Annotated in this window: 20 protein-coding genes and 1 pseudogene; 10 read left to right on the forward strand and 11 right to left on the reverse strand. The window is 61.0% G+C overall.

What is annotated here, in order from left to right:
- Positions 1-134: 134 nt before the first annotated feature.
- Positions 135-1121, reverse strand: a complete 987-nt coding sequence (gene dusA, locus RHM60_RS23930; protein WP_322212985.1) for a tRNA dihydrouridine(20/20a) synthase DusA — start codon at positions 1119-1121, stop codon at positions 135-137.
- A 328-nt stretch (positions 1122-1449) separates the two neighbouring features.
- Here dusA and RHM60_RS23935 point away from each other — a divergent pair, with 328 nt between their 5' ends.
- Both RHM60_RS23935 and RHM60_RS23940 read left to right on the forward strand, forming a co-directional pair.
- Positions 1450-2118, forward strand: a complete 669-nt coding sequence (locus RHM60_RS23935; protein ID WP_322212986.1) for a class I SAM-dependent methyltransferase — start codon at positions 1450-1452, stop codon at positions 2116-2118.
- Between the two features lie 129 nt (positions 2119-2247).
- Positions 2248-2466 (forward strand): hypothetical protein, encoded by a 219-nt coding sequence (locus RHM60_RS23940; RefSeq protein ID WP_322212987.1) that lies wholly within the window; start codon positions 2248-2250, stop codon positions 2464-2466.
- A 91-nt stretch (positions 2467-2557) separates the two neighbouring features.
- Here RHM60_RS23940 and RHM60_RS23945 read toward each other — a convergent pair whose 3' ends face one another.
- Positions 2558-3745, reverse strand: a complete 1188-nt coding sequence (locus RHM60_RS23945) for an MFS transporter (RefSeq protein ID WP_322212988.1) — start codon at positions 3743-3745, stop codon at positions 2558-2560.
- A gap of 421 nt (positions 3746-4166) precedes the next feature.
- Between RHM60_RS23945 and mqo the strand changes: the two genes are divergently transcribed.
- The 3 genes and pseudogenes from mqo to RHM60_RS23960 all read left to right on the forward strand — a co-directional run bounded on the left by mqo (position 4167) and on the right by RHM60_RS23960 (position 6559).
- Positions 4167-5813, forward strand: a complete 1647-nt coding sequence (gene mqo, locus RHM60_RS23950; RefSeq protein ID WP_209980318.1) for a malate dehydrogenase (quinone) — start codon at positions 4167-4169, stop codon at positions 5811-5813.
- A gap of 112 nt (positions 5814-5925) precedes the next feature.
- Positions 5926-6075, forward strand: a pseudogene (locus RHM60_RS23955) (EamA family transporter); the annotation flags it as partial.
- A gap of 154 nt (positions 6076-6229) precedes the next feature.
- Complete coding sequence (locus tag RHM60_RS23960; RefSeq protein ID WP_057009591.1) at positions 6230-6559, forward strand: YXWGXW repeat-containing protein; 330 nt, start codon at positions 6230-6232, stop codon at positions 6557-6559.
- A gap of 6 nt (positions 6560-6565) precedes the next feature.
- Here RHM60_RS23960 and RHM60_RS23965 read toward each other — a convergent pair whose 3' ends face one another.
- The 5 genes from RHM60_RS23965 to RHM60_RS23985 all read right to left on the reverse strand — a co-directional run bounded on the left by RHM60_RS23965 (position 6566) and on the right by RHM60_RS23985 (position 10176).
- Entirely contained in the window at positions 6566-6940 is a 375-nt protein-coding gene (locus RHM60_RS23965) for a hypothetical protein (RefSeq protein WP_322212990.1), read from the reverse strand.
- Between the two features lie 72 nt (positions 6941-7012).
- On the reverse strand, positions 7013-7408 hold the full coding sequence (locus tag RHM60_RS23970) for a PIN domain-containing protein (protein ID WP_231423165.1): 396 nt from the start codon (positions 7406-7408) through the stop codon (positions 7013-7015).
- Complete coding sequence (locus RHM60_RS23975; RefSeq protein WP_209980324.1) at positions 7405-7719, reverse strand: AbrB/MazE/SpoVT family DNA-binding domain-containing protein; 315 nt, start codon at positions 7717-7719, stop codon at positions 7405-7407. Before RHM60_RS23975 ends, RHM60_RS23970 begins: the two co-directional genes overlap by 4 nt.
- A gap of 111 nt (positions 7720-7830) precedes the next feature.
- Positions 7831-9204 (reverse strand): nucleotide 5'-monophosphate nucleosidase PpnN, encoded by a 1374-nt coding sequence (ppnN, locus tag RHM60_RS23980; RefSeq protein ID WP_209980327.1) that lies wholly within the window; start codon positions 9202-9204, stop codon positions 7831-7833.
- A 147-nt stretch (positions 9205-9351) separates the two neighbouring features.
- On the reverse strand, positions 9352-10176 hold the full coding sequence (locus RHM60_RS23985; protein WP_322212991.1) for an aspartyl/asparaginyl beta-hydroxylase domain-containing protein: 825 nt from the start codon (positions 10174-10176) through the stop codon (positions 9352-9354).
- 316 nt (positions 10177-10492) lie between these two features.
- On the opposite strand from RHM60_RS23985, the gene fabV reads away from it, so the two are divergent.
- Both fabV and RHM60_RS23995 read left to right on the forward strand, forming a co-directional pair.
- Positions 10493-11686: an enoyl-ACP reductase FabV gene (gene fabV / locus RHM60_RS23990; RefSeq protein ID WP_209980331.1), complete on the forward strand. Its 1194-nt coding sequence runs from the start codon at positions 10493-10495 to the stop codon at positions 11684-11686.
- 213 nt (positions 11687-11899) lie between these two features.
- Positions 11900-12523, forward strand: coding sequence for an HAD family hydrolase (locus RHM60_RS23995; RefSeq protein ID WP_231423162.1), 624 nt, complete (start codon positions 11900-11902; stop codon positions 12521-12523).
- Here RHM60_RS23995 and RHM60_RS24000 read toward each other — a convergent pair.
- Complete coding sequence (locus RHM60_RS24000) at positions 12520-13425, reverse strand: LysR family transcriptional regulator (protein ID WP_322212992.1); 906 nt, start codon at positions 13423-13425, stop codon at positions 12520-12522. The genes RHM60_RS23995 and RHM60_RS24000 overlap by 4 nt on opposite strands.
- 104 nt (positions 13426-13529) lie before the next feature.
- On the opposite strand from RHM60_RS24000, the gene RHM60_RS24005 reads away from it, so the two are divergent.
- Positions 13530-14699, forward strand: coding sequence for an aspartate aminotransferase family protein (locus tag RHM60_RS24005; protein WP_322212993.1), 1170 nt, complete (start codon positions 13530-13532; stop codon positions 14697-14699).
- A gap of 61 nt (positions 14700-14760) precedes the next feature.
- On the opposite strand, the gene punR is transcribed toward RHM60_RS24005, so the two are convergent.
- On the reverse strand, positions 14761-15675 hold the full coding sequence (gene punR, locus RHM60_RS24010; protein WP_209980339.1) for a DNA-binding transcriptional activator PunR: 915 nt from the start codon (positions 15673-15675) through the stop codon (positions 14761-14763).
- Between the two features lie 123 nt (positions 15676-15798).
- Between punR and punC the strand changes: the two genes are divergently transcribed.
- On the forward strand, positions 15799-16989 hold the full coding sequence (punC, locus tag RHM60_RS24015; RefSeq protein WP_322212994.1) for a purine nucleoside transporter PunC: 1191 nt from the start codon (positions 15799-15801) through the stop codon (positions 16987-16989).
- 77 nt (positions 16990-17066) lie between these two features.
- Positions 17067-18569: a nucleobase:cation symporter-2 family protein gene (locus tag RHM60_RS24020; RefSeq protein WP_322212995.1), complete on the forward strand. Its 1503-nt coding sequence runs from the start codon at positions 17067-17069 to the stop codon at positions 18567-18569.
- Positions 18570-18608: 39 nt separating this feature from the next.
- Here the strand turns inward: RHM60_RS24020 and RHM60_RS24025 are convergent, their stop codons facing one another.
- Positions 18609-19541, reverse strand: coding sequence for a proline iminopeptidase-family hydrolase (locus RHM60_RS24025; protein ID WP_209980345.1), 933 nt, complete (start codon positions 19539-19541; stop codon positions 18609-18611).
- 92 nt (positions 19542-19633) lie between these two features.
- Positions 19634-20398 carry a LuxR family transcriptional regulator gene (locus RHM60_RS24030; RefSeq protein ID WP_209980347.1) on the reverse strand — a complete coding sequence of 255 codons (765 nt, stop codon included), beginning with the start codon at positions 20396-20398 and terminating at the stop codon, positions 19634-19636.
- Positions 20399-20477 lie beyond the last annotated feature (79 nt).

Below are 20477 nucleotides of genomic sequence, written 5' to 3' on the forward strand. Positions count from 1 at the left end.
ATGGCGGGTCTTACTCGGTAATTGGAGGCCGCAATCGGTGGCAGGTTCAACCCGATTGCCGGATGTCACCCCGATCACAATGTGGGAGGGGGCTTGCTCCCGATAGCGCCAGCCCAGCCACCACACATTAACGATCAACGCCCCTCCAGCAACTCCCCCGCCTGATCCAGCAACGCCAACGGATCCGCAGCCTTGTGAATATCCACCGACAACAACTGCCGAAACTTCCGAGCCCCCGGAAACCCGGTGCCCAACCCCAATATATGCCGAGTAATGTGATGCATCGTCCCACCACTGGCCAGATGCTCAGCAATATAAGGCCGCAACTGCACCAACACCTGCGCCCGACTGATCACCGGCGCCTCGCTTCCAAACAACCGCTGATCCACCTGCGCCAGCACATAGGGATTGTGATAAGCCTCGCGGCCCAGCATCACCCCATCGAACGTCTGCAAATGCGCCTCGCACTCCTCCAGCGTCTTGATCCCGCCGTTGAGAACAATCTCCAGCTCGGGAAAGTCCTGCTTCAACTGCGCCGCCACGTCATAGCGCAATGGCGGAATGTCACGATTCTCCTTGGGCGACAACCCCTCCAGAATCGCGATGCGCGCATGCACGGTAAAACTGGTACAGCCCGCATCCTTCACCTGCCCGACGAAATCACCCAGCTGGGCATAACTGTCCCGTCCATTAATGCCGATACGATGCTTGACGGTCACCGGGATCGACACCGCATCACGCATCGCCTTCACACAATCGGCCACCAGCGCAGGATGCGCCATCAGGATCGCGCCAATCATGTTGTTCTGCACCCGGTCGCTGGGGCAACCGACGTTCAGGTTCACCTCATCGTAACCGGCAGCCTCGGCCATGCGCGCACACGCGGCCAGGTCGGCGGGAACACTGCCACCCAGCTGCAGCGCCAGAGGATGCTCGGCTTCGTTGTGGCGCAGGAAGCGCTCGTGATCACCGTGCAGGATCGCGCCAGTGGTGACCATCTCGGTGTAGAGCAGGGCGTGTTTGGAGAGCAGACGCAGGAAGTAGCGGCAGTGGCGGTCGGTCCAATCCATCATCGGGGCGACGGAGAAGCGGCGGGAGAGTGGGGCGGATTGTAGGTGCATTGGAGGGTCTGGATCATGGCGAATGACGCGCAGTTTATCAGGGATGCATGCTGGCTGTCGGAGCGGCGTATATTGCCCGTTTCACGACAGTGCTGGGCAAGGACGCAAAGCGCCTCTGTCGCCCGGGTCGCGTTCTGACGATGAGCGACGCCTTATCACGCGTCGGTAGGATCCGAGCTAGTATTGAAGGATGTGGTCTTAAAAAGTCAGCGCTTATTTCTCGCCGAAATTGCCGCGACGTTCTTGATGCCCATCATCGGTTCCCGGCCTGACCGCCAGGACGCAGCCAACCTATGTCCCTCTAGCCGTTCGGAGTGATCAGAAAACAATGATAACTATCCAGGAACTCAACGAGTTCACCAGCAACCCGGAGTTGACTGGCAGCATCGCCCAGGTTTGGGAACTGATCGGCCAGCATTTCGAACAGGCCCAGGCCAGCTTGCCGCCTGAGCAGGCGATGGAGCGTCGTGAGTTATCGTTCCATGATCACGTACGCCTGCTGGGCTACCTGTCGCTTTTGGTGGCCGAACTGCCGGGTGACGTGGTGGAAATCGGCGTGTGGAAGGGCAAGTCGTTGATGCTGATGAACGAGGTGTGCAATGGCGAGCGGCGTATCATCGGTATTGACCCGTTTGAGTTGCCGAACCAGTTTGAGGAGTTCAGTCACTATCGGGCGTTGATGCTGCCTGATGCGGTGGTGATTCGCGGCTTCTCGGAACTCAGTGCCGAGCGTTTCTACAATCTGGCGCCCAGGGTTGCGCTGTTGCATATCGATGGCGGTCACACCATGCGCAACGTGTTGCTGGATTTCCTGCTGTATTCGCCGAGCGTGGTGCCGGGCGGTTTTATTGTGCTGGACGATTATCGCGACTTTAAACACTCGCCTGAGGTGGGGCCTGCGGTCGATCTGCTCAGGGCTACGGGGTTCTTCAGAGACTTCAACGTGCTGGGAAGCGTGCATGGTTTTGAGAACAGCTACGTGTTACAGCGGATGTGAGCGTTTACCAGGTCGGCGCCCTGGACGCATCCTGTCCCCAAGCAAAATTTCATCATTCTCTGCCGTGTTGAGGTTTACGATTCTCTGCAAGAGAGGCCCAACGCCTCCAGCCTGCAGAGAACCCAGGAAATGACCTCAAACCTCGTCAAACTTTTGCTGATCAGCGGCACATTGCTATTGAACGCCTGCTCCTCGGGCGCGAACGTCAGCAGCGACCCATGCTTCTCGGGTGGATGCCAGGCGTTTGGCGACCATAGCCCGAGTAAAGCCGCCAAAATGAGTTTTGGCGGCAGCGGGCTGGGTAGCAGTTATGGAGAGTATGGTTCGGGGTTGTTGCATGATGATTGATGCGGCACTGGGCCAGCCAGTTTTGTGGTGACTGACCCATTGCTATCGGGAGCAAGCCCCCTCCCACAGTGGTACTGCGCAGGTTGGCGAGTTAGTGCCCGCCTTTCATGCGTCGGGCGATGAGGTAAAGGCCCAGGCCGAGCAGTGCGGTCGCTGCGCCGATGTAGCCAGTGCTGGTCCAGCCAAATCCCGCTGTAATCGCCATTCCCCCAAACCACGGCCCCAGCGCGTTCGCCAGGTTGAATGCCGCGTGGTTGGACGCGGCCGCCAGGCTTGGGGCTTCGTGGGCGATGTCCATCAGGCGGATCTGCAACGGTGCCGCCAGCGACACCATGGTGCCGACCAGGCCCATGCTCAGCAGCACGCCCCACAGCGACGATGCGGCGAACGGGAAGAACAGCAGCACGGCAATCGACCACACCAATATCAGCCCCACCGCGCGAAACTGCATGCGATCAAACAGTTTGCCGCCTGCGATGTTGCCGATGATCCCGCCGACACCAAACGCCGCGAGGCCAAACGGAATCCACTGTGGCGACACTTTGGTCACTTCCAGCATGGTCGGCGCCAGGTAGCTGAATACGCAGAACATCCCGGCAAAGCCAATCGCGCCGATGCACAGGGCCATCCACACCTGCGGTTTGGTGAAGGCGCGCATTTCCTTGCGCGGGTCGCTGCGTTCTTCGTCGTGGCGGTGGGGCACGAATTGCCAGACCAGCGCGATGGTGCACAGGGCAATCACGCTGACCAGGGCGAAGGCCGAGCGCCAGCCCAAGTGTTGGCCGAGGAAGGTAGCGATGGGGTTGCCCAGCAACATGGCGAGGGTCAGGCCCATCATCACGCGGGCGACGGCGCCGGCGCGTTTATCCGAGGGCACCATGCTCGAGGCGACCACCGCGGCGATGCCGAAGTAGGCGCCGTGGGGCAGGCCGCTGATGAAGCGGAAGGCCACCAGTGAGCTGAAGCTCGGGGTGAAGGCGGTGGCGAGGTTGCCCAAGGCGTAAAGCGCCATCAATAACAGCAGCATATGTTTGCGCAGCAGTTTGGCACCGAGGATCGCCAGCAGTGGGGCGCCGACCATCACGCCCAGGGCGTAGGCGCTGATGGCGTGGCCGACCTGGGGTTCGCTCAGGTTGAGGTTTTGGGCGATGTCGGGCATCAGGCCCATGATGGCGAATTCGCCGGTGCCGATTGCGAAAGCGCCCACGGCCATGGCCGCTTCCATTTTGGCGGCACTGCGCGCGGGCAGCAGGTGCCCGGGTGTTTGCTGGATAGACATGGATGGCTCTGTTTGAATGGGTGCACGAAAGACAGTCGTCGATGCTACGCACGCGACGGTGAAGGTGTCTAGAACAGCCGCTTGTCCGAGAGTTCCAGGCCTGTGACCTCAGGTCGCGCCTGCCAGCCTTGACACCTGCGCAATAAAAGCCGCGATTTAATGCTGTCAATTGGCCAAACGACCCATAAACGCTGTTTGGCATGATATTCTGCGCGCCGTTCTGGACAGGTCTTTCCCGGGTGCGTACATCCGTATACGTCCCGGCGGTGGGCTGTCGCCCAGGTAGCTGAAGCCAATAATGATAAAAAGTCAGCGCAGAAGGGACAAAAGTGAGGTCGATACGTCGGCCTTGTGTGCCCACCCTACGGTCTGCAGAGTCAGGGGCGGTAGGGCGGATGGCGTTTTATCATAGGTGCTACTGATGTTTAAAAAAGTAAACACTGCCCTGCTGGGGCTGGCTTTGTCGATGGGGATCACGTCCGTTCACGCGGAAGAGGCAAAGAAAGTCGATGTGCTGCTGATCGGCGGCGGCATCATGAGTGCAACCCTGGGTGTCTGGCTCAACGAGCTGCAGCCGGACTGGTCGATGGAGATGGTCGAGCGCCTCGATGGCGTGGCCGAAGAAAGCTCCAATGGCTGGAACAACGCCGGTACCGGTCACTCGGCCCTGGCTGAGCTGAACTACACCCCGGAAGACAAGAACGGCAACGTTGAGATCCCGAAAGCGGTCGAGATCAACGAAGCGTTCCAGATCTCCCGTCAGTTCTGGTCCTGGCAGGTCCAGCAGGGCGTGCTGAAGAACCCGCGTTCGTTTATCAACTCCACACCGCACATGAGCTTTGTGTGGGGCGATGACAACATCAAGTTCCTGAAAAAACGCTACGAAGCCCTGAAAGCGAGCCCGCTGTTCGCCGGCATGCAGTACTCCGAAGACCCGGCGCAGATCGCCAAGTGGGTTCCGCTGATGATGCAAGGGCGTGACCCGAGCCAGAAAATCGCGGCCACCTGGACCCCGATCGGCACCGACGTGAACTTCGGCGAGATCACCCGCCAGTTCGTCGCGCACCTGCAAACCACGCCGAAATTTGACCTGAAACTGTCGAGCGAAGTGCAGGACATCACCAAGAACGCCGACGGCTCGTGGCGTGTGAGCTACAAAAACCTGAAAGACGGCACCAAGACCGAAACCGACGCCAAGTTCGTGTTCATCGGCGCGGGCGGCGGTGCACTGCACCTGCTGCAGAAGTCGGGCATTCCTGAAGCCAAGGAATACGCAGGCTTCCCGGTCGGCGGCTCGTTCCTGGTGACCGATAACCCGGCCATCGCCGAGCAGCACATGGCCAAGGCCTACGGTAAGGCCTCGGTTGGCGCACCGCCGATGTCGGTTCCGCACCTGGACACCCGCGTGCTGGACGGCAAGCGCGTGATCCTGTTTGGCCCATTCGCGACCTTCTCCACCAAGTTCCTGAAGGAAGGCTCGTACCTGGACCTGCTGACCAGCACCACCACTCACAACATCTGGCCCATGACCAAAGTCGGTATTCGTGAATACCCGCTGGTCGAGTACCTTGCCGGCCAACTGATGCTGTCGGACGACGACCGCTTCAAGGCACTGCAGGAATACTTCCCGAACGCCAAGCAGTCCGACTGGCGCCTGTGGCAAGCCGGCCAGCGCGTGCAGATCATCAAGCGTGACGAAGAACAGGGCGGCGTCCTGAAACTCGGTACCGAAGTGGTCAGCTCCGCCGACAACACCATCGCAGGCCTGCTGGGTGCATCGCCAGGCGCGTCCACCGCGGCTCCGATCATGCTGACCGTGCTGCAGAAAGTGTTCAAGGACAAGGTGGCGACCCCTGAGTGGCAGGCCAAGCTGCACCAGATCGTACCGAGCTACGGCACCAAGCTGAACGACAGCCCGGAAGCGGTTGCCAAGGAATGGGCCTACACCGCCGGTGTTCTGCAATTGACGCCACCGCCTGCGATCCCGCAAATGGCGGCGCCAAAGGCCACCGAGGCTGCCAAACCTGCGGCTGAGCCGAGCAAGCCGGCGTCCGACCTGGCGCTGTAAGCTGCTCAGCAACACGCATCGCTGAAGAAAAAGCCCGCTGAACCGGTGACGGTCAGCGGGCTTTTTTATGGGCGACGTTCACACCTTGAAATGCCTGACCTGCTCATGCAGGCAGAATGGCTTGCCCCCTGGCATTGCGGCCATCATAGCCGCGCTGCAGCCGCTGATGACGGCGGCACTGTCCACCGGCAGCGATACCGAGCGCAGCGGCGGCTGGCAGTGGGTAGGGCTGTTGATCAGTTTTGTCGGCGTGGCGATCGTGAAACGACCGACAGTCGCATGCACCTCGTAAGGCGTGCAGGTTCAGCAAGCTGACAGACACATCCTGTTAAAAAATACCCAGGGCCATGCAGGAGCGTGGTTGCAGCAAGGGGGGATTTTTACCATTGCAGGGTGTAAGCGCCCGAGGGTTTTGTATGTTGTTACGTTATGCGGCATTGGCGGCAGTGGTCGTCGCAGCATCTGGATGTGTACAGGAGCGCGTGGTTCATGAACGCGTTCCGATGCAGCGTGATTACGTTGAAGTGGTCGCGCCACAACCGCCGCCGGTGCAGGTGATCGAGGTCGAGCCGGCGCCACGTTATGGCTATGTATGGTCGCGCGGTTACTGGCGCTGGACGGGCGGGCGGTATGTCGCGGTGCACGGCCATTGGGAGCCGGTTCGCGAGGGTTATCGTTATGTGCATCCGCACTGGGTGCAGCACAGCGATGGTTTCCACTGGCAGGTGGGTGGCTGGGTGCGCTGAGCCTGGTTAAATCGGCTTCTGGGTACCCAGGAGCCGAACCTCTCGCAGCAGTGCCGCCCCGAGTTGATCGGTGCCCAGCTCGCGATATCCCACCGCCTTGACGTCGCCGTTTTCCTCCGCCTGGATAATGATCACCGGTGTTTCCTTACCCGATGTTTCGTCCATATGCACCGCGTACTGCGGAATATCCAGCGCTATCGGCGTACCTGCGGCCTTGCCCTTCACATTGATCAGGAACGCCGCGCACCCGCTGTCCACGTCCTCATTGGTGGCCGAGCGGCCGCTGACGAAGCAGCTCTGCGGCAAGTCGGGCCAGACGATGGCATCGCCCAAGGCGAGGGCAGGCAGTAGGGTCACGGCTGTGAGCAGAAGCGTGCGCACGTTCGGTGTTCTCTTGATCAAGGGGACAGTCGATTTTTTAGCAAAGCTCGCCGTCAGCTGCAACGCCGCGGCTCAGCCCAGTCGCTTCATGCCCGTCGTTTTGGCGGCGTCGAGGTCGAATGTGGCGGTGTATTCGCAGCCGGCCGCGTGGGCGCAACGCTCGATCAGGCAGTCCGCAAAGTCGGCCTTGCTGGCGATGAACTTGCGCAGTGCCTTCCAGACGATATCGGCGTGTTCGATGGTCAGTTCGCGGGTGTGCAGCAGGGTCTCCAGCACCAGCACCACGTCGGCCTTGGCCGATTGGTAGCAGGACTGCAGGACCCACACCAATTCCACGATGGACACCACGCTGACAAAACCTGGCGATGCGGCAGTCAGTGATTCGATCAGGTGCGATGCCTTGGCCGACTGCACCGCATCGTCCTGGGTGACGTAGCGCACCAGCACATTGGTATCCAGGCCGATCATCGCGCTTTTGCTCCCCGGGCCGCGATGGCCTGATTCATGTCCTCGATGGATACGGGCCTGGCAGGCGTGTTGATCAGCCCCTTGAGATCCTTGACGGTTTTGCTCGCGGCAATCATGGAAAACTTGCCGTCTTCCATCTCGACGAACTCCACCCGGTCGCCTGTTTCCAGGCCCAGGGCTGTCCTGACCTGGACAGGAATAGTGATTTGCCCCTTCGACGTCAGTGTGGCGGTTGCCATGGTTAATACCTCCAACATAATGCCCCTTACCCTAGAGTAAGGAGTGCTGAAGGACAAGATCCGTTGGTCCATAGGTTGCTCGCAGAAGTGAGTTGGAATAGGAAAACCCTAGTCCGAACGCAGGATCCTCACACGCCCGCTCGTGCCCTAAAGCGCTACAAACTATGACCAACAGCGCGGGGCTTATTGCACCACGCGATAACACGGCACATACGCTGCGCCGCCCGGCAGTTTCATCCGGTGCTGGGCCACGAATGCCTTCAACAGCTCATCCAGTGGTTTCATGATCGCCGGGTCGCCGTTAATTTCGTAAGGACCGTTTTCCTCGATCAGGCGAATGCCCTTGTCCTTCACGTTGCCCGCCACGATTCCCGAGAATGCACGACGCAGGTTGGCCGCCAACTCATGGGGTGCCAGCGCATGACTCAACTGCAGGCTGGCCATGTTTTCGTGGGTGGGATCGAACGGACGCTGGAAGCCCTCGTCGATCTTGAGCAGCCAGTTGAAGTGAAACGCATCGTTGCGCTCGCGACGGAACTGCTTCACCGCCTTGAGGCCGGCGGTCATCTGGCGCGCCACTTCGGCTGGATCGTCGATGATGATCTGGTAGTGCTGTTGCGCGGCTTCACCCAGGGTGGCGCCGACGAACGCATGCAGTTGTTCCAGATAGGGCGCCGCGTGTTTGGGCCCGGTAAGCACTACCGGGAACGGCACGTCGCGGTTGTCCGGGTGCATCAGAATGCCCAGCAGGTACAGGAACTCTTCGGCCGTGCCTGCCCCGCCCGGGAAGATGATGATGCCGTGGCCCACGCGCACAAAAGCTTCCAGGCGCTTTTCGATGTCCGGCAGGATCACCAGTTCGTTGACGATGGGGTTCGGTGCCTCGGCGGCGATGATGCCAGGCTCGGTCAAACCCAGATAGCGCCCGCCGGTGATGCGTTGCTTGGCGTGGGAAATGGTCGCGCCCTTCATCGGCCCTTTCATCACGCCGGGGCCGCAGCCGGTGCACACGTCAAGGCTGCGCAGGCCCAGTTCGTGGCCGACTTTCTTGGTGTATTTGTATTCTTCGGTGTTGATCGAGTGCCCGCCCCAGCACACCACGATTTTCGGCTCGACGCCCGGGCGCAGCGTACGGGCGTTGCGCAGCAGGTGGAATACGTAGTCGGTGATGCCCTGTGAGTCGCTCAGGTCGATGCGCTGGCTGCCGAGTTCGTTCTCGGTGTAGACGATGTCGCGCAGGGCGCTGAACAGCATCTCACGGGTGCTGGCGATCATTTCGCCGTCGACGAATGCGTCTGCCGGCGCGTTCACCAGTTCGAGGCGTACGCCGCGGTCCTGCTGATGGATACGCACTTCAAAATCTTTGTAGGCGTCGAGGATGGTCTTGGCGTTGTCGATGTGCGCGCCGGTGTTGAGGATGGCCAGGGCGCACTGGCGAAACAGGGTGTAGATGCTTCCGGTGCCGGCGGCGCTCAGTTGCTGGACTTCGCGTTGGGAGAGGGTTTCGAGGCTGCCCTTGGGGCTGACGGAGGCGTTGATGACGTGACGTTGGGGCATTCTGATTCCTTGAAAGCACAGCCACCGCATCCTTTGGGATGCGTTGGCTTGAGAAGAGTGGGCGCCGTTGACGGCGCGCGAGCCGAATATTTACCTCAGGCGCAAGGCCGAGCGCAAATACCGTCCACCCCCATCATGCCGCAGAACCTACTGAATCAGCTTCCAGTTTTTGTAGAAAACCCGACGCAGGGTAAAGACCAGGCCGGCAAAACCGGCAATCACGGCATTCAGCACCGAGGGCAGCATTGTCGGCCGCACGATGTCGATAAACAGGCAGTAACGCTTTGCGTCGTTCTTGTTGAAGGAGGCGTGCATCAGCGTGTCATCGAAAATAAACAGCGGGTCGTCGTGCCAGTAGTGTTTGTGTTTGCCGACCTGGATGTACACGCCTTCGTGGTGCGGTGCCGGCGCCATGTTGTAGAGCACGCGAAACATCATGCGCAACGGGCCGAAGTGAAACGAGGTGGAGCGGTTTTCGTTGAACACCGATACGCCGATGGTCTTCACGAACGGCAGTTTCTTGCGCAGTTGCGGAATATCCAACGTGGTTTCGATCGGACGGCCGTACCACTGGAAAAACAGCATGCCGCGCTTTTTCTCGGCCATGCGCGTATCCAGGTAGCCGATGATTTCGTCCTTGTGGGCCATGGCGTCGTCGATCACCTGTTGCAGGTCCTCGCGCCAGGCCGGCGGCAGATCATGCATCGTATAAACATGGCGATTACGGCGGCTCAGCAGGTCGAGCAGGGTGTTGAGCGGTGCCAGCACCCAGGTGTTGCGTCCGTTTCCGATGAAATATTTCTTGATGGTGTCGCGGTCGTACAGGCCGTTGCGCAGGAAGTCGTACACACCGCACACCATTACCAGCCCAAGGAATACCGCCGAGGTCAGGGGGAACAGACCAATGATCAGCAGGATGCCTGCTACCCAGGCGAGCGACACTGCTCTTTTACGTAAAACCGACTTGCTCATCAAACTCAGCTCCAGCTGGACGCCATTCGACAGGTCCGGATCCATGGCCGCGAGTGGTTGGTTTTGAAACATATTGAAACAATCCGTTCATGATAAAGGCGTTCTACCGTTCGCGGGCGTTTTAAGTAGTGGGAAATTGTGAAGAATGCGCTCAGTTCTAACCCTAGCCGCACTTGGCCCGCTGTGCGGATTGGATTTTGTAAACGGAAGATTTGCGACTATCGTGACGCTTCGGTTTTTTGGGCGTCATAGACCGGTACGATTAAGTTGAATGGCCACCATTGGCCTTCGACACCTTGGAAGAGGCAGAATTTTTATGATCATCAAACCGCGGGTTCGTGGCTTCATCTGTGTGACCGCTCACCCTGTTGGCTGTGAAGCGAATGTCAAAGAGCAGATCGACTACGTGACTCAACATGGCGTCATCGAGGGCGGCCCCAAAAAGGTGCTGGTACTCGGTGCTTCCACTGGCTACGGCCTGGCCGCGCGCATCAGTGCTGCGTTTGGCTGTGGCGCCGACACCCTGGGCGTGTTTTTTGAGAAAGAAGGCGAAGAGGGCAAACTCAGTTCCGCCGGCTGGTACAACAGCGCGGCGTTCGAGAAGTTTGCCGTCGAGAAAGGCCTGTACGCCAAGAGCATCAACGGCGACGCGTTCTCCGACGAGATCAAGCGCCTGACCATCGACACCATCAGGAAAGACCTGGGCAAGATCGACCTCGTGGTCTACAGCCTGGCCGCGCCGCGCCGTACCGACCCGCAGGGCGTGGTGCACACCTCCACCCTCAAACCGATCGGCAAGGCCGTGACCCTGCGCGGCATCAACACCGACAAGGGCGTCGTGGTCGACACCACGCTTGAACCGGCCACCCAGGAAGAAATCGACGGCACCGTGAAAGTCATGGGCGGCGAAGACTGGCAGTTGTGGATCGACGCCCTGCGCGACGCCGACGTACTGGCCGAAGGCGCCAAGACCACAGCGTTCACCTACCTCGGCGAGAAGCTGACCCAGGACATCTACTGGAACGGTTCCATCGGCGAAGCCAAGAAAGACCTGGATAAAAAAGTCCTGACCCTGCGCGACAACCTCGCGGCGCTCAAGGGCGATGCCCGTGTGTCGGTGCTCAAGGCCGTGGTCACCCAGGCCAGCTCGGCGATCCCGATCATGCCGCTGTACCTGTCGCTGCTGTTCAAGGTGATGAAAGAGCAGGGCACCCACGAAGGCTGCATCGAGCAGGTCTATGGCCTGTTCAAGGACAGCCTGTACGGCAACGAGCCCAAGCTGGACGCCGATGGCCGTCTGCGCGCCGACCTGGCCGAGCTGGAACCGAAGGTTCAGGACGCCGTGGCCGCATTGTGGAATCAGGTGACCGACGACAACGTCAACGAGATCAGCGATTTCGCTGGCTACAAGGCTGAGTTCCTGCGCTTGTTCGGTTTTGAGGTCGACGGCGTGGACTACGAGGCCGACGTGAACCCGACCGTGAAGATCAATGGTTTGATCCAGGCCTGAGACACGGTTTAAACAATGTGGGAGGGGGTTTGCTCCCGATAGCGAGGTGTCAGCCACACACACGTTGACTGACACTCAGCCATCGGCAGCAGGCCTCCTCCCACAGTTGCTTTGGGTGTTTTTCAGAAGCGTCCTACGTGCTGACGCGCAGCTCCCGCCTGACAAACTCTGCCAGAATCCTTCGGCTATCACGCCATGCCAACGGAGGATCTGATGACGATTCGTGCAGTAGTTTTCGATTTCGGCGGTGTCCTGTTCGACTGGAGCCCGCTGCACCTGTACCGCAAGCTGATTGCCGACGACGATGAACGCCAGTGGTTCCTGGACAACATCTGCACCCAGGCCTGGAACACCGAGCAGGATGCCGGCCGCCCCCTGGCCGAGGCCACCCGCACACTGATTGATCAATACCCGCGCCACGAACCCCTGATCCGCGCCTACTACGACCGCTGGCCGGAAATGCTGCGTGGCCCGTTGCCCGAAGGCGTAGCGATTCTCAAGGCTTTGCACGCCGTCAATATGCCGCTGTTCGGGCTTACCAACTGGTCCGCTGAAACCTTCCCCTACGCCCGCGCCAACTACCCGTTCCTGCAGTGTCTGCGCGATATCGTCGTGTCCGGCGAGTTGAAGCTGATCAAGCCCGATCCCGCGATCTATCACGCCAGCCTCGAACAGGTGCGCGCCCATCTGCCGGATATCCAGGCGGGAGAAGTGGTGTTTATCGATGATGTGGCCGGCAATGTCGAGGCCGCCATCGCTCTGGGCTGGCAGGGCATTCATCATGTGTCAGCCGAGCGCACTGCCGCGCAGTTGCGTGGGTTGGGGGTGGGCTTTTAGCGCGCGAACTGTTCCACCACAAAGTCGACGAACGCGCGCAGTTTCGGCAAACGGTAGCGGTCCTGGCGATACACCAGGTGCATGGGGCGGCTGGGCAGTTGGTAGGTGGGCAGCAAGGCCACCAGCTTGCCGGCCTCCAGGTCCGGCCGCACCAGCGCATCGGGCAACATGACGATGCCCATGCCGTGCACGGCCGCCTGACGCAGGCCTTGTGAGCTGTTGAGGGTCAGTGAACCGGACACCTCGACCTCGATTTCCCCTTCGGCGCCGGTCATGCGCCAGAGTTTGTCGGCGTTGCGCCAATCGTCAGCGGCGGGGTAGGCGAAGGCGAGGCAGTCGTGTTGCCGCAGGTCTTCGGGTGTCTGCGGGGTGCCCTGGCGTGCCAGGTAATCCGGTGATGCGCACAGGGTGATGGTGTAGTCCTGCAATGGGCGAGCGATCAGGCCGGAGGTTTCCAGTTCGCCCAGGCGGATGGCGACATCGAAGCCGCTGTCGATCAGGTCCATACGCTCGTTGCTGAGCACCACATACAGCTTGATCAGCGGGTAGCGGCGGGAGAACTCACTCAGCGCCGGCGCGAGGCGCTCGGTGCCAAAGGCCGGCGGCGCGGTGATGCGCAAGGTGCCTTTGGGAATCTCGCTGAGCGCCTGTTCGGCCAGGTGCTCGGAGTCGGCCACCAGCCCCAGCACTTCCAGGCAGCGCTGGTAATACTGGCCGCCGAATTCCGTGAGGCTTTGCTTGCGTGTGGTGCGCTTGAGCAGACTCACGCCCAGGCGCTGCTCCAGTGCGCGCAGGTGGTTGCCGACCATGGTGGTCGACAGGCCGCACGCCTGGGCGGCGGCGGTCATGCTGCCGCTTTCGACCACCTTCACGTACACCGACATTGCCTGGAATAAATCCATTATCAAGCCCTGCTTTAAAGTCATTGCACGAAAGCGGAGTTTATCCAGCTGAGGTGGCTAACGATACTTCAAGCCACCCCAATAAAACACTGGAGCCCGCCACCATGACCGCCGCCTGCCTGATGAGCACTTATCAACCCCTGGCCCTGAGCTTCACCCGTGGCCTTGGCACGCGTCTTTGGGACCTGCAGGGCCGTGAGTACCTGGACGCGGTGGCAGGCGTGGCGGTGACCAACGTCGGGCACTCCCATCCCAAACTGGTGAGCGCCATCAGCGAACAGGCAGGACTGTTGTTGCACACTTCCAACCTCTACAGCATCGATTGGCAACAGCGGTTGGCCCGGCGGCTGACGCAGTTGTCCGGCCTGGACCGGGCGTTTTTCAACAACTCGGGCGCCGAGGCCAACGAGACGGCACTCAAGCTTGCCCGCCTGCATGGCTGGAAAAAGGGCATTGAGCAGCCGTTGGTGGTGGTGATGGAAAACGCCTTTCACGGCCGCACCCTCGGCACCATGGCGGCCAGTGACGGGCCTTCGGTGCGCTTGGGGTTTCAGCGTTTGCCGGGAGATTTCATCAAGGTCGGCTTTGGCGACCTGGCCGCCCTGGACACGATCACTGCACAGTGGGGCACGCGTATCGCGGCGGTTTTACTGGAGCCGATCCAGGGCGAAAGCGGTGTGCTGATGGCGCCGCCGGGCTATCTGAAAACCCTGCGCGACCACTGCACACGCCACGGCTGGCTGATGATGCTCGACGAAATTCAGACCGGCATCGGCCGCACCGGCACCTGGTTTGCCTTTGAGCATGAAGGCATCGTGCCTGACGTGATGACCCTGGCCAAAGGCCTCGGCAACGGCGTGCCCATCGGCGCCTGCCTGGCCAAGGCCTCGGTCGCTCAATTGTTCACGCCTGGCAGTCACGGCAGCACCTTTGGTGGCAACCCGCTGGCGTGCCGTGTGGGTTGCACGGTGCTGGACATCATCGAAGAACAAGGTCTGCTGCACAACGCGGCGCGCCAGGGCGAACACCTGCTGGCGCGGTTGCGCATGGAGTTGGACGAGTGCGCGCAGGTGGTGGCGATTCGCGGCAAAGGCTTGATGATTGGTATCGAACTGGCCAGTCCCCATCGTGACCTGGCCCGGCGCGCCGCCCATGAACATGGGCTGCTGATCAACGTGACCCGGGGCAAGATCATCCGTCTGTTGCCTCCGTTGACCTTGGACGGCAAGGAAGTGGAGATGATCGTGCGGGCCATCACCCGGCTGCTGAACTAAAAAAATGCAGTCTCACGGTGGGAGGCAGCAATCCCCCTCCCACAGGGGAACAGCGTGATGCTCAAAGGTCAGCGCCATTGAGCCACTCCTGGTTCAGCGTCTCGGTGTCTCCCAGGTACTCCAGCAACCACGCCATGGCCGGCGACAGTCTGTTCTGCGCCCAGGCCACGCACGACGGGCTGGCGGGGAAGGGCCGGTGCAGTTGCAGCGCCATCAACTCGCCACGCTCGATCCACGGCAACACCTGATGCGCCGGTGCCATGCCGACGCACAGACCGTCGCGCAGGCAGTCGATGGCCGAGGACCAGTTGGGCACCACCAGCCGCCGTTGATTGTCCAGCGTCCAGGTGTCGCGCTTGGGCAGGTTGCGGGAGGTATCGGTCATGCACAGCGAGGCGAACGGGCGCAGTTGATCGTCGCTGAGCAAGCCGTCCACAGCCGCCAACGGATGCCTGGCGCTGACCACGCACAGCCAGTTCATAAGGCCCATGTCACGAAAGGTGAAATGGCTGGCCACCGGCACCGCACTGGTGGCGCCGATCACGATGTCGGTGCGCTCATCGGCGAGGGCGTCCCACACGCCGTTGTACACCTCGTATTCCAGCAATAACTCCACGTCGGGAAACTGCCGGTAGAAATCCAGCACCAACTGCCGACAGCGCTGCGGTTTGACGATGGAATCCACCGCTACCTTCAACTGACCGCTCCAGCCATTGGCCACCTGCTGGCACAAGCGCCGGGTGCCGAGCATTTTTTTCATCACGCCACGGGCTTCATCAATAAACAGACGGCCGGCGGGGGTCAGTTCCACGTCCCGGTGGCGGCGGATGAACAGCGGCACCGCCAGCCATTCTTCGAGCTGCCGCACGGTGTAGCTGATGGCAGACGGCACGCGGTGCAGTTCCTGGGCAGCGGCGCTGAAACTGCCATGACGCGCCACGGCGTCCACCACATCCAGGGAGTATTCGGACCACATGAGCGGATGCCTTCAAATTAGTTGATAGGAATGTCCAATTATTCTCGCTTCACACAGGATCTGTCAGCTTCATAATGGGCGCCAGTCAGCAAATAGTTTGATGGCAAGGTAGAAAAGGCTTCAATGAAAAATTCGTTTGGTTTTATCGGGTATCTGGCGGGGCTGAGCATGCTCGGTTATCTCGCCATGGACATGTACTTGCCGGCGTTCGGCGCCATGGGCGAGCAGTTGCAGATCGGCGCGGGCGCAGTGGGCGCCAGTCTGAGTGTTTTCCTCGCAGGGTTTGCCGTGGGGCAGCTGCTGTGGGGGCCGCTGTCGGACCGCCTGGGGCGCAAGCCGATCCTGCTGACAGGTCTGAGCCTGTTCGTGCTGGGTTGTGCCGGGATGTTTTGGGTCGAGACCGCGCCGCAGTTGCTGGCCTTGCGTTTCATCCAGGCCATTGGCGTGTGTGCCGCCGCCGTGAGCTGGCAAGCGCTGGTGATCGACCGCTACCCGGCCGACAAGGCCCATCGCGTGTTTGCCAGCATCATGCCGCTGATGTCGCTGTCGCCGGCCCTGGCGCCGCTGCTGGGGGCGATGGTGTTGAACCATTTCGGCTGGCAGGCGATTTTCGCGGTATTGCTCGGGGTGTCGCTGTTGTTGCTGCTGCCCACCTTATTCCTGCGCAGCCCGCCGAAACGCCCTGCAGACAAACCGGCGGTACGCCTCGGCTACGGGCAGTTGCTCAGCTCGCGAGTGTTCACCGGCAATGTGATGATCTTTGCCGCGTGCTCCGCGAGCTTCTTTGCCTGGCTCACCGCTTCGCCGTTCATTCTCGGGGGCATGGGCTACAGCCCCAGCGATATTGGCCTGAGCTATGGGGTGCCGACGCTGGCCTTCCTGATCGGTGGCTACAGTTGCCGCAGTGCCCTGCAACGCTTCGAGGGCAAGGCGCTGCTGCCGTGGCTGCTGGTGGCGTACTGCATCAGCATGGTGGCGCTGTACCTGGTCGCCACCTTTACCGTGCCGACCCTCACCACCTTGCTGATTCCCTTTTGCCTCATGGCGCTGGTCAACGGTGCGAGCTATCCCATCGTGGTGGCGAACGCGCTGATGCCGTTCGCGGAAAATTCCGGCAAGGCGGCGGCGCTGCAAAACACGTTGCAGCTGGGCCTGTGTTTTTTCGGCAGCCTGCTGGTGTCGTCGCTGCTCGACCAGCCGCTGATGATCACCGTGAGCGTGATGCTGGCAACCGCGCCGTTGGCGGTGTTGGGTTATTGGCTGGCGCGGCCGAGAGCTGAGTGCAGCATGCTGGCGAGTGACATGTCCGGTTGATTGTATACAACTCTATGGACATATAGTCTTTACATTGCATACAGTGGTCTCACAACAAAAACAGAGACCCTCTCACCATGACTACCCCGAAGGCATCACCGCAGCGGCCAGAAGATGAGAATCTGGGCGTCGCCGCCAACCTGGCGTACGGCCTGCAGCATGTGTTGACCATGTACGGCGGCATCGTTGCCGTGCCGCTGATCGTTGGCCAGGCGGCCGGCTTGGCGCCGGCGGAGATCGGCCTGTTGATCGCCGCATCGCTGTTTGCCGGTGGCTTGGCGACCCTGTTGCAGACCCTGGGTGTGCCGTTTTTCGGCTGCCAGTTGCCACTGGTGCAGGGCGTGTCGTTCGCGGGCGTGGCAACCATGGTGGCGATTATCGGCAACGACGGCCCGGCGGGGCTGCCGGCGGTGCTCGGAGCGGTGATGGCTGCGTCGCTTATCGGCTTGTTGATCACCCCGGTGTTCTCGCGGATCACGCGTTTTTTTCCGCCGCTGGTGACCGGCATCGTGATCACCACCATCGGCCTGACCCTGATGCCCGTGGCCGCGCGCTGGGCCATGGGCGGCAACAGCCAGGCGGCGGACTTCGGCAGCGTGCCGAATATCGGCCTGGCTGCGCTGACCCTGGTATTGGTGCTGTTGCTGAGCAAGATCGGCAGCGCGGCCATCTCACGGTTGTCGATCCTGCTGGCGATGGTCATCGGCACCGTGATTGCGGTGCTGCTCGGCATGGCGGATTTTTCCGGCGTGACCCAGGGGCCGATGTTCGGTTTTCCTGCCCCGTTGCACTTCGGTATGCCCACCTTTCAGGTGGCCGCGATCCTTTCCATGTGCATCGTGGTGATGGTGACGCTGGTGGAAACCTCGGCGGACATCCTCGCGGTGGGTGAGATCATCGACACCCGGGTCGACTCCAAACGCCTGGGCAATGGCCTGCGTGCCGACATGCTGTCGAGCCTGTTCGCGCCGATCTTCGGCTCGTTCACCCAAAGCGCGTTCGCCCAGAACGTGGGTCTGGTGGCCGTTACCGGGGTGAAGAGCCGCTTTGTGGTGGCGACGGGCGGGGCGTTCCTGGTGATCCTTGGCCTGCTGCCGTTCATGGGCCGGGTGATTGCCGCCGTGCCCACGTCGGTGCTGGGCGGCGCGGGCATCGTGTTGTTTGGCACTGTGGCGGCCAGCGGTATTCGCACGCTGTCGAAGGTGGATTACCGCAACAACATGAACCTGATCATCGTCGCCACGTCCATCGGTTTTGGCATGATTCCGATTGCCGCGCCGAGCTTCTATGACCAGTTCCCCGGCTGGTTCGCGACCATTTTTCATTCAGGGATAAGTTCGTCGGCGATCATGGCGATTGTGCTGAACCTGGCGTTCAATCACTTCACCGCCGGCAACTCGGACCAGCAGTCTGTATTCGTGGCCGGCACCGAGCGCAGGCTGTGTTTTCACGATGTGGCGGCGTTGCGTGATGGCGATTATTTCCGCGGCGGCAAGCTGTTTGATGCCGAGGGGAAGGAGGTTCCGTTGTTGGCCGACATTCCAGGGAAAACAGCGAAACCTGAAATCACTGAGGTCTGAATGTGAGAGGGGGATTGCCCCACCCCTCGCATCACCTGTTCAACCGGCCTTGAGTTCAGCGTGCCGCACCGAACACACCTCATCCAGAAACTTCACCACCGTGCCCATGCACGCCTGGCGTTCTTCCACATGGGGCATGTGGCTGGAGTCTTCAAACAGTGCCCAGCGCACATCGGCGATCTCATCCAGGAACGGCTTGACCACCAGCGGCGTGGCCTCATCGTGCCGCCCGGAGATCACCAGCGTCGGCACGTTGATCGCCGACAGCCGGCCGATCACGTTCCAGTCCTTCAAGCTGCCGATCACGTGGAACTCGGTCGGGCCGCTCATGGCGTGGTACACCGTCGGGTCGGCGTCGACCTGGGCGAAGGTGCGCGCCACTTCTTCGGGCCACGGGTTGACGCGGCACACGTGCTGGTCATAGAAAATTCGCGAGGCGGTGAGGTATTCCGGGTCCTGGTAGGTGCCGGCTGCTTCGTGCTTGAGCAGGGTTTCATCGACGCCTTCGGGCAGCAATTTACGCAGGCGGTTGGCTTCGCTGACCCAGGTGCGCATGCAGGTGGGCGAGTTGGCCGGGATGAATGCGCGCAAGCCTTTGGGTTGCGCAATGGCGTGCTCGCTGCCGAGCATGCCGCCCCAGGATTGCCCGAGGATTGCGTAGTCATTGCTGATTTGCAGGTGGTCCAGCAGGTTGTTCAACTCATCGAGGAACAGGCTGACGGTCCAGAAGGAGGGGGGCTTGTCGGGCAGGTGGGTGGAGCGGCCATTGCCCAGTTGATCGTAGTGGATCACCGCGTGGCCGCTGGCGGCAACGTCCTTGAACGCGTCGACGTAATCATGGGTGCAACCGGGGCCGCCATGAAGGATGACCAGCGGCGTACGCCCGTTGCTCAGGTCGCCGGTGACGCGGTACCAGGTCTGGTAGGCGCCGAAGGCCGCGTAGCCTTCGCGGATTTTGTCGATGAATTCCATTTCGTACCCTGCTCTGAAAAAATGATCAGGGCTACGATAATTGGCCTGGGCGATTCCGGTAACTAGCAAAACAGCTAGGTTTTGCCGAGCGGTCAATCTTCCAGCAAACGGTAATGGCTGGCACGCACCACCGCCTGCACGCGGTTCCTGGCACCCAGCTTGTGCATCGCCGAGGCCAGGTGCAAGGTGACCACCGCCAGTGAGCGGCTCAACTGCGCAGCGATTTCGGCGGCGGTCATGCCCTCGGCGGCCCATTTGAGGCACTCGCGCTCGCGTTTGGTCAGGTGAACATGCGGGTAGGTGCGCAGCTCTTTGCTGAACAGCGGGTAGGCCGCTTCCTGCAAGGCGTGGGTAATCAGGCTGAAGTCCGGCAGCGTGTGCCGGGCATCCTGCAGCACCGCGCCGGCGCTGCCGGTGCGCAGGCCGGTCAGTGAAGCGAAGCCGCCGCGCGGCAAGTGGATAGGCACGCTGACGCCGCAGGTCAGTTGCTGGTCGTGCAGGTAAGAGGACACCGGGGCGTGGCAGGGGTCGATGATGGTTTGCAGCGCGGTTTCGGCCTTGGCCTCGTAGGACCACACGAACGGCGACACCGTGCGCAGGGCCAGGTGCTGCACCGGATCGATCTGGTAGAACCCTTCGCTGCACCACAAGGCGTGCCAGTCGGGCGGGGTATTGCGCAGTTCCAGCACCGAGGGGGTGATCAGGCTGCCGTCGTGGTCGATCGGCACCGGGGTGTAGTCGTAGACCAGCGCATCGAAACCCAACTGCTGGGCAAGAACAAACGTATTGTCCATCTGCTCATCCAGGCTCCTGCCCGGCATCAGACGATTGTTGATGGCAGTTAGCTTGGCCAGCATCCGTTCTGCTCCCGAATTCATTTGAATCTCGACTTGCGGCAAGTAGAATGCCACGCCCCGGCGAAGGACTGCCAGACCA

The organism is Pseudomonas sp. MH9.3 (genome assembly GCF_034354675.1).
Lineage (GTDB): Bacteria > Pseudomonadota > Gammaproteobacteria > Pseudomonadales > Pseudomonadaceae > Aquipseudomonas.